Annotated in this window: 6 protein-coding genes; 1 reads left to right on the top strand and 5 read right to left on the bottom strand. The window is 69.4% G+C overall.

The genetic code is table 11. The features are described from left to right. The 4 genes from BMG07_RS25810 to BMG07_RS25795 all read right to left on the bottom strand — a co-directional run. The coding region (locus BMG07_RS25810) for a TolC family protein (RefSeq protein WP_198086929.1) at positions 1-834 on the bottom strand (834 nt) is incomplete at its 3' end. Further along, a complete protein-coding gene (locus tag BMG07_RS25805; protein ID WP_198086928.1) occupies positions 831-1,835 on the bottom strand; it encodes an HlyD family secretion protein in 1,005 nt (334 codons plus the stop codon). The genes BMG07_RS25805 and BMG07_RS25810, both read right to left, overlap by 4 nt. A gap of 32 nt (positions 1,836-1,867) precedes the next feature. Continuing rightward, positions 1,868-2,074 carry a DUF1656 domain-containing protein gene (locus BMG07_RS25800; RefSeq protein WP_198086927.1) on the bottom strand — a complete coding sequence of 69 codons (207 nt, stop codon included), beginning with the start codon at positions 2,072-2,074 and terminating at the stop codon, positions 1,868-1,870. Beyond that, on the bottom strand, positions 2,071-4,095 hold the full coding sequence (locus BMG07_RS25795; RefSeq protein WP_198086926.1) for an FUSC family protein: 2,025 nt from the start codon (positions 4,093-4,095) through the stop codon (positions 2,071-2,073). The genes BMG07_RS25800 and BMG07_RS25795 overlap by 4 nt, the downstream gene beginning before the upstream one ends. Positions 4,096-4,247: 152 nt before the next feature. Between BMG07_RS25795 and BMG07_RS25790 the strand changes: the two genes are divergently transcribed. Then, positions 4,248-5,042, top strand: a complete 795-nt coding sequence (locus BMG07_RS25790; protein WP_269759381.1) for a helix-turn-helix domain-containing protein — start codon at positions 4,248-4,250, stop codon at positions 5,040-5,042. 19 nt (positions 5,043-5,061) lie between these two features. Here BMG07_RS25790 and glmS read toward each other — a convergent pair whose 3' ends face one another. Further along, positions 5,062-6,942, bottom strand: coding sequence for a glutamine--fructose-6-phosphate transaminase (isomerizing) (glmS, locus tag BMG07_RS25785; RefSeq protein ID WP_198086925.1), 1,881 nt, complete (start codon positions 6,940-6,942; stop codon positions 5,062-5,064). Positions 6,943-7,009: the final 67 nt, after the last annotated feature.

The raw sequence follows: 7,009 nt of genomic DNA, 5'->3' as shown, positions 1-7,009 counted from the left end.
CTCGTCGCACCCGGCCACTTCGGCGGGAAAGTCGCGCGGCGCCGCGCCGGTGAGCGTGGCCAGCCTGTACAGCGCGTTCTGGCGTTGTGCCTGCAACGGTGGAAGCGAGGCGCGAAGCAGCTCCAGCTGGCCGCGTGCGCGCGCGGTGTCGATCTCGCCGACCTTGCCGGCCTGCCGCAAGCGCTCCGCAAGCCGGACCGCCTCTTCCTGCAGCCGCACCGACTCGTGGGCGCTGCGCAATCGCAAACCGCCGGCGCAGACTTGCGCATAGGCGCGCGCCGTTCCGCCCGCCACGTTGACGCGCACGAGGTCGACGGCCGCGCGCGCGGCGCCGGTATCGGCTTCAGCCGCTTCGATGGCCCGGCGCAACTGGCCGAACAGGTCCAGCTGGTAGGACAGCGTCGTGCCGGCGCTGTACGTGAAGCGACCCGGCGGCTCGTAGTCCTTCTGCACGAGTGCCAGGCCGGAGACGTGGCCGAAGCCGGGGCCGCCATTGACAGTCACCGTCGGCTTCCGCGGCCCATGCACCTCGGCCTCCAGCGCCTGCGTGCGCTCGAGGTTGGCGACAGCCTGCCGCAGGTCGGTGTTGTGCGCGAACGCGCGGGCCACGAGCGCGTCCAGCCGTGGGTCCTGGTAGAGCTGCCACCAGTTGGGCGGAAGCGCCGTGTCCGCCGCGACGCCGCTGCCGGACAGGAACGGCCCCGCGGAGGCCGACTGAACGGCCACGAGCGGAGACGCTGCGGCGTAGTCGGGGCCAACCGGTACATGGGCGCAGCCGCTCAGCAGCGCGCCTGTTGCGACAGCAACGGCCGCAAGTCGATGCAGGGGACTCATCCTCCGTGCTCCGGCGAGCTTGCCGTGGCGGCGGCAGCTGCTGCAGTTGATGCTGCTGCCGCACGCGGGCCGAGCACCTGCACCGTGACCGTCTGCCCCGCCACCAGGCGCGCGCCCGCGGGCATCGGGTCCAGCTTCACGCGCACGGGCACGCGCTGCGCAAGCCGCACCCAATTGAAGGTGGGGTTGACGCTGGGCAGCAGGTTGGCGCCGGTGCTGCGGTCGCGGTCGGCGATGCCGGCGGCAATGCTCTGCACCGTGCCCTCGAGCGCGTCGGCGTCCATGGGCGTCACGCGCACCCGGTCGCCCAGGTGGATGCGCGCCAGCTTGTTCTCCTCGAAATAGCCTTCGACGTACAGCGAGCCGGCGTCCACCAGTGCCATGACCGGATGGCCCGCGCTCGCGTAGGCGCCCTGCCGAAGGTCGAGGTTGGTCACGAGGCCGGCGGTGGGCGCGTGCACCTGCGTGCGCTGCAGGTTCAGCCTCGCGGTGTCCAACGCGACCTGCGACTGCCGCAGCGCCGCTTCGGCCGAGCGCAATGCGCCCTGCGCCTGGTCGACCCGCAGTCTCGACTGCTCGCGAAGCTCCTGCGAGACCAGGTCGCCCAGGCCCGAATTGCGCTGGCTCTCGCGTTGTGCCTGCGCGAGCGTGACACGCTGGTTGTCGACCGCGATGACCTGCGTGGCAACGGCGGCCTGCGCCTGCTGCTCGGCCAGCGCGAAGCGGGCCTTGTCCACCGAGAACAGCAGCGCGCCGGCGGCAACCGACTGGTTGTCTTGCACGGCCACGTCGGCCACCATGCCCGACACGTCGGGTGCGACCTGCACGACATCGGCGCGCACGCGGCCGTTGCGGGTCCACGGGGCCAGTTCGTAGTGGTCCCACAACTGCCACCCGGCCCAGCAGGCGGCGGCGACGGCCAGCAAGGTGACAAGCAGGCGAACGATTCGCTGGGCGCTGCGCGAAGCCCAGGCGGGGGAAGGAAGAACGTCAGTTTTCATGAGGAAAGAGCGCGCAATGCGAACAGCGGAAATCAAGGAATAAGAGCGCCGGTGACGCGGACCAGGGCGTAGAGCCACAGGACATACAGCGCCAGGTCGAACAGCGCGGGGTGCCATATCCATCGGTAGGCGCCGGCGAAAGCCAACAGGCGCCGCGCCGCCCAGGAACACGCCAGCGCAGCGCCCGCCAGTGGCAACAGCCATGGCATGTACAGGCCGTGGAAACTCGTTTCGATCATGGTTGGAGAGCGGTCGGGGCCGTTGGAAAGAGGTTGCGCCTGAGCCCCACGAGCGCGGCAACGGCAGGCCGCCCGCCATCGCCCTGGAGGGCTTCGAGCAGCAGCCGGTCGATGCGGGGCAGCAGCAGCGATTCATGAGGCGGCGGCGCGTCCGCCGCCCGGGCGCGAAAGACCCCGGGCAGGTCATCGAGGAGGCGGCTGGCGAGCCCGGCCGGCAGATGCCGGCGCTGCAGTTGCAAGGCGACGATGTCCGCACCCATGCGCAAATCGCGCAGCGCTTGCCTTGCGTTGGCCTGCCCTTCTTCGTCGTTGCCGGGCGCCGTTCGCGGCGCCAACAACGAGATCCGGTCGAGCATCCGGCCGGCGTAGGCCTCGCGGGCGTGCGCGCCTTGCGAGCGGCTCGCCAGGTCGGCCAGGTCGCGCCATGTCGCGCGCCGTATGCGCCGGGCGCTCCAGTCGCCGCCGACGCTGCGCACGAGCGCCGTCACGCGCACGGCCACCAGGGCCCCCACGAACAAGGCGAGGTTCGACGAGACGAAGCTCACCAGGTCGGCATTGGCGGTGTCGTGCAAGGCCAGCGTGCCGGCCACGCCGAAGAACATGCCCAGGGCCGCCAGCGAACTGGCCGGCCGCGCCATGTAGCAGCCCACCAGCAGGAAGAAAGGCGCGATGCACAGCGCCAGCATGCCGAAGTCATGGGCCAGCGGTATCACCACCAGCACGCACAACGCGGACACCGGCAACGACCACAGCAGCGCGACGACGAGTTTGTGCATGGCCGGCACCGGGTCGTCCAGGGTGGCGAAGAAGCAGCAGAAGACCGCCGCCGACATGGCCGCAGCCGACCCCGCGGGCAAGGCCGTGGCGATCCAGAGCGCGCAGCATGCGCAAGTGGCCAGCACGGCGGTGAGCGCCGAGCGCAACGCGAGCCCCTTGTCCCGATGCAGCACCCGTTGGCCCAGCGCCGCGGTGCGCCGCAGCGGCGCCGCGCCGCCGGCCAGGCCCACGTCGATGTCGCCGCGCAGCGCCATGCATGCGCGCCAGCCGAGGACCAGTTCGTCGAGGCGGGCAGCCAGATCGACACGCAACGCGCGGACCCAAAGGGAAGCCACCGGTGCGTCCGCCAATGCGCGAAACGCGGTGCGCGCTTCGTCCAGTGCTTCGCCCGGCGCTTCCGGTTTCAGCCAGGCGGTGTGCCGCGCCAAAGCCGAAGCGATGTCGCCAGGCACTTCGCCCGAGACCGCCTTCAACGCGTCGAGCCGGTCTTCCACCGCCGACAGCGTGGGCGTGAGCGCGGCGATGCGGTCTTGCATGGCGCGGATGGCGCCCGCCGTCCAGCGCAGGTTGCTGGTGTCGAAGGGCACGTGGGTGGACAGCAGGCGCAGCTGGGTGATGTCCATCGCCAGCCGTTGGCGGTCGGCCGCCATGCGCTTGTTGCCTGCATCGCCGGAGCCGCCGCCCAGCAGGTCGGCCAGCCATTGGCGCGCATCGCCGAGCGCGCGATCCATCACGCCGAGCACCGAGGGGCCCAGGCCGGTCGGCAGCACGATGCCGTGGACGACGCTCGCGCACAGGATGCCCAGCCCGATCTCCTGCACGCGGGCCACGGCGGTGTCGAACATTGCCGCGGGTGCGTCCACCAGAGGGAAGCCGATGATCGCGGCCGAGTACCCCGCGAGCATGAAGACATAGGAACGCGCGCTTCTGTCCAGCAACGAAAAGTAGAGGCACACGCCCGTCCACAGCGCCAGCGCCAACGCGAGCAGTTCTGGCGAAGCAGACAGCGAAGGGACCAGCACGACCGTGGCCGCGCAGCCCAGCAAGGTGCCGAGGAATCGGTAGAGCGCCTTGGAGCGCACGTTGCCCGCCAGCGGGTGGGCCACGATGTAGGCGGTCATCAAGGCCCAGAACGGCCGGGGCAGGCCGGCCCGGCTGGCCAGGTACAACGCGAGCATGGCGGCCGCGAAACTCTTGAGGGAAAAGAGCAGTTCGTGGCGGGAGAAACGGGGCAGCGCGGTCATGCGTCCATGCTATGCAGCGGTGCGCATGGCGGGAATTGCATTCCTGGCCGAACGATTTCTCTTTTCGGCCAGCGGCCTGCGCGTGCAAATAAACTAGGCCGCATGGGCGGGCCGCTCGTTCATGCCCGCACCGGAGATCCATTTCGCAGACCATGCAAAGCCCAGTCATCGGACGGCAAGACTTCGACTACCAGCCCTCGGTACCCGTCATGGCGCTTCGCGTGGATGTCGAGGCGCGCGAGCACGAGATTCCGATCCATCAGCACGAGTCGGGGCAGCTGGTGATCGCGCTGCGCGGCGCCGTGACCTGCGAAGTGCCGGGCGCGCTCTGGATGGTTCCGCCGCAAGCGGGCGTGTGGATTCCGGGCGGCACGCCGCACAGCAATCGCAGCACCGCGAATGCCGTGATCTTCTTCGTGTTCGTCGCACCGGGAGCGGCCGCGCTGCCCACGCGGTGCTGCACGCTGCGCCTGAGCCCGATGCTCAGCGAAATGATCCAGTACCTGGCAGGCTTGGCGCCGACCTATGAACCCGGCAGCCCGACGGACCGGCTGGCGCGTGTGTTGCTGGAGCAGCTGTGCACCATGCCCGCTGAAGAACTCTGCCTGCCGATGCCGCAGGATGCGCGGCTGCGAAAGATCTCGCAGGCCATCACGCTGAGCCCCTCCGATCGCCGGACGCTGCATGACTGGGCCCTCGAACTCGGCACCAGCGAGCGCACCCTGAACCGGCTGTGCACCGCGCAGACCGGCCTGAGCTTCGGCCGCTGGCGACGCCAGTTGCACATGATCGTCGCGCTGCGGGAGCTGTCGGGCGGCGCGACGGTCCAGCAGGTGGCCTATGAGCTGGGGTACGAGTCGCCTTCGGCTTTCATCACCATGTTCAAGAAGGCGTTCGGCAAGCCGCCGGCTACTTATGTCAGTGACCGCTTGAGGGTCGAGTACTGAGCCAGCAGCCCTCCCCGCCTCACTCCACCGTCACACTCTTCGCCAGGTTCCGCGGCTTGTCCACATCGGTCCCGCGCGCGCACGCCGTGTGATACGCCAGCAGCTGCAGCGGCACCACGTGCAGGATCGGCGAGAGCGCGCCGTAGTGTTCGGGCATGCGGATCACGTGCAGCCCTTCGCTGCTCGTGATCTTCGTGTCGCCGTCGGCCAGCACGTAGAGCACGCCGCCGCGCGCGCGCACTTCCTGCAGGTTGCTCTTGAGCTTTTCGAGCAGCGCGTCGTTGGGCGCCACGGCCACCACGGGCATCTCGCTGGTCACCAGCGCGAGCGGGCCGTGCTTGAGTTCGCCGGCGGCGTAGGCCTCGGCGTGGATGTAGGTCACTTCCTTGAGCTTGAGCGCGCCTTCGAGCGCAATCGGGTAGTGCAGCCCGCGGCCCAGGAACAGCGCGTTGTCCTTGCGCGCGAAGTCCTCGGCCCAGCCGATGATCTGCGGCTCCAGCGCCAGCACCGACTGCAGCGCGACGGGCAGGTGGCGCATCTCCTTGAGGTAGCGCGCCTCGTCTTCCGCGCTCAGGTGGCCCTTGGCCTGCGCGATGGCCAGCGTCAGCAGGAACAGGCCCGCCAGCTGCGTGGTGAAGGCCTTGGTCGACGCCACGCCGATCTCGACACCGGCACGCGTGATGTACGCCAGCTTGCACTCGCGCACCATGGCGCTGGTGGCCACGTTGCAGATGGTCAGCGTCTGCTCCATGCCCAGCGAGCGCGCATGCTTCAGCGCGGCCAGCGTGTCGGCCGTTTCGCCCGACTGGCTGATGGTGACGACCAGCGTCTTGGGGTCGGGCACGGAGTCGCGGTAGCGGTATTCGCTGGCGATCTCGACCTGCGTGGAGATCTTCGCGATGCCCTCGAGCCAGTACTTGGCCGCGCAGCCGCTGTAGTAGCTGGTGCCGCACGCAAGGATGAGGATCTTGTCGATGTCCTGGAACACGCGGTGCGCGCTCGCGCCGGTGGCGCCGTCTTGTCCGATGCCGTCGAACAGCTCGGGCACGATGCCCTCCACGCCTTCGAGCGTGTCGCCGATGGCACGCGGCTGCTCGAAGATTTCCTTCTGCATGTAGTGGCGGTACGGGCCCAGCTCGGCCGCGCCGCTGTGCGCGAGCACGGTGCGCACCTGGCGCGTGACGGGCTTGTGGTTCTTGTCGACGATCCAGTACTTGCCGGGCTGCACGTCGACCACGTCGCCTTCTTCGAGGTAGACGATCTGGTCGGTCACGCCGGCCAGCGCCATCGCGTCGCTCGCCAGGAAGTTCTCGCCGCCGTCCTTGCCGGCGCCCAGGATCAGCGGCGACCCCGCGCGCGCCCCGACCACGCGCTGCGGCTCGTCGCGGCAGATCACGGCGATGGCGTAGGCGCCGTGCAGCTGCAGCACCGCGGCCTTGACGGCGTCGAACAGGTCGCCGTCGTAGAGGCTGTCGACCAGGTGGGCGATGACCTCGGTGTCGGTCTGGCTCTCGAACACGTAGCCCTTGGCTTCGAGCGCGGCGCGCAGCGGCTCGTGGTTTTCGATGATGCCGTTGTGCACGAGCGCGATGCGGCCCGGGCGCGCGGCTTGCGCATCGGTGCCGGGGCCGTGGCTGAAGTGCGGGTGGGCGTTGTGCACGACCGGCGCGCCGTGCGTGGCCCAGCGCGTGTGGGCGATGCCCGTGAGGCCTTCGACCTTGTCGTCGCGCACCTGCGCCACGAGGTCGGCCACGCGTGAGGTGGTACGCGCCCGGGTCAGGCCGCCGGCGTGCACCGCCACGCCGCACGAGTCATAGCCACGGTATTCAAGCCGCTGGAGGCCCTGGACCAGGACCGGAACGATGTTGCGATGGGACGCTGCCCCGACGATGCCGCACATGGTGATCTGCCTTTGAATGAAGAAGAGCCTCGATGGTAGAAAGGCGCCAAAGAAATATGCATTCGAA

Source organism: Variovorax sp. E3 (assembly GCF_016082275.1).
Lineage (GTDB): Bacteria > Pseudomonadota > Gammaproteobacteria > Burkholderiales > Burkholderiaceae_C > Variovorax.
Note: the sequence above shows the minus strand (reverse complement) of the source record. Positions and strands in the feature narration are given on the sequence as shown.

What these genes read in the sequence shown, in the direction of transcription:
- glmS (WP_198086925.1), bottom strand. Translation starts at nt 6,942, where the DNA reads ATGTGCGGCATCGTCGGGGCAGCGTCCCATCGCAACATCGTTCCGGTC.
- BMG07_RS25805 (WP_198086928.1), bottom strand. Translation starts at nt 1,835, where the DNA reads ATGAAAACTGACGTTCTTCCTTCCCCCGCCTGGGCTTCGCGCAGCGCC.
- BMG07_RS25790 (WP_269759381.1), top strand. Translation starts at nt 4,248, where the DNA reads ATGCAAAGCCCAGTCATCGGACGGCAAGACTTCGACTACCAGCCCTCG.
- BMG07_RS25800 (WP_198086927.1), bottom strand. Translation starts at nt 2,074, where the DNA reads ATGATCGAAACGAGTTTCCACGGCCTGTACATGCCATGGCTGTTGCCA.
- BMG07_RS25795 (WP_198086926.1), bottom strand. Translation starts at nt 4,095, where the DNA reads ATGACCGCGCTGCCCCGTTTCTCCCGCCACGAACTGCTCTTTTCCCTC.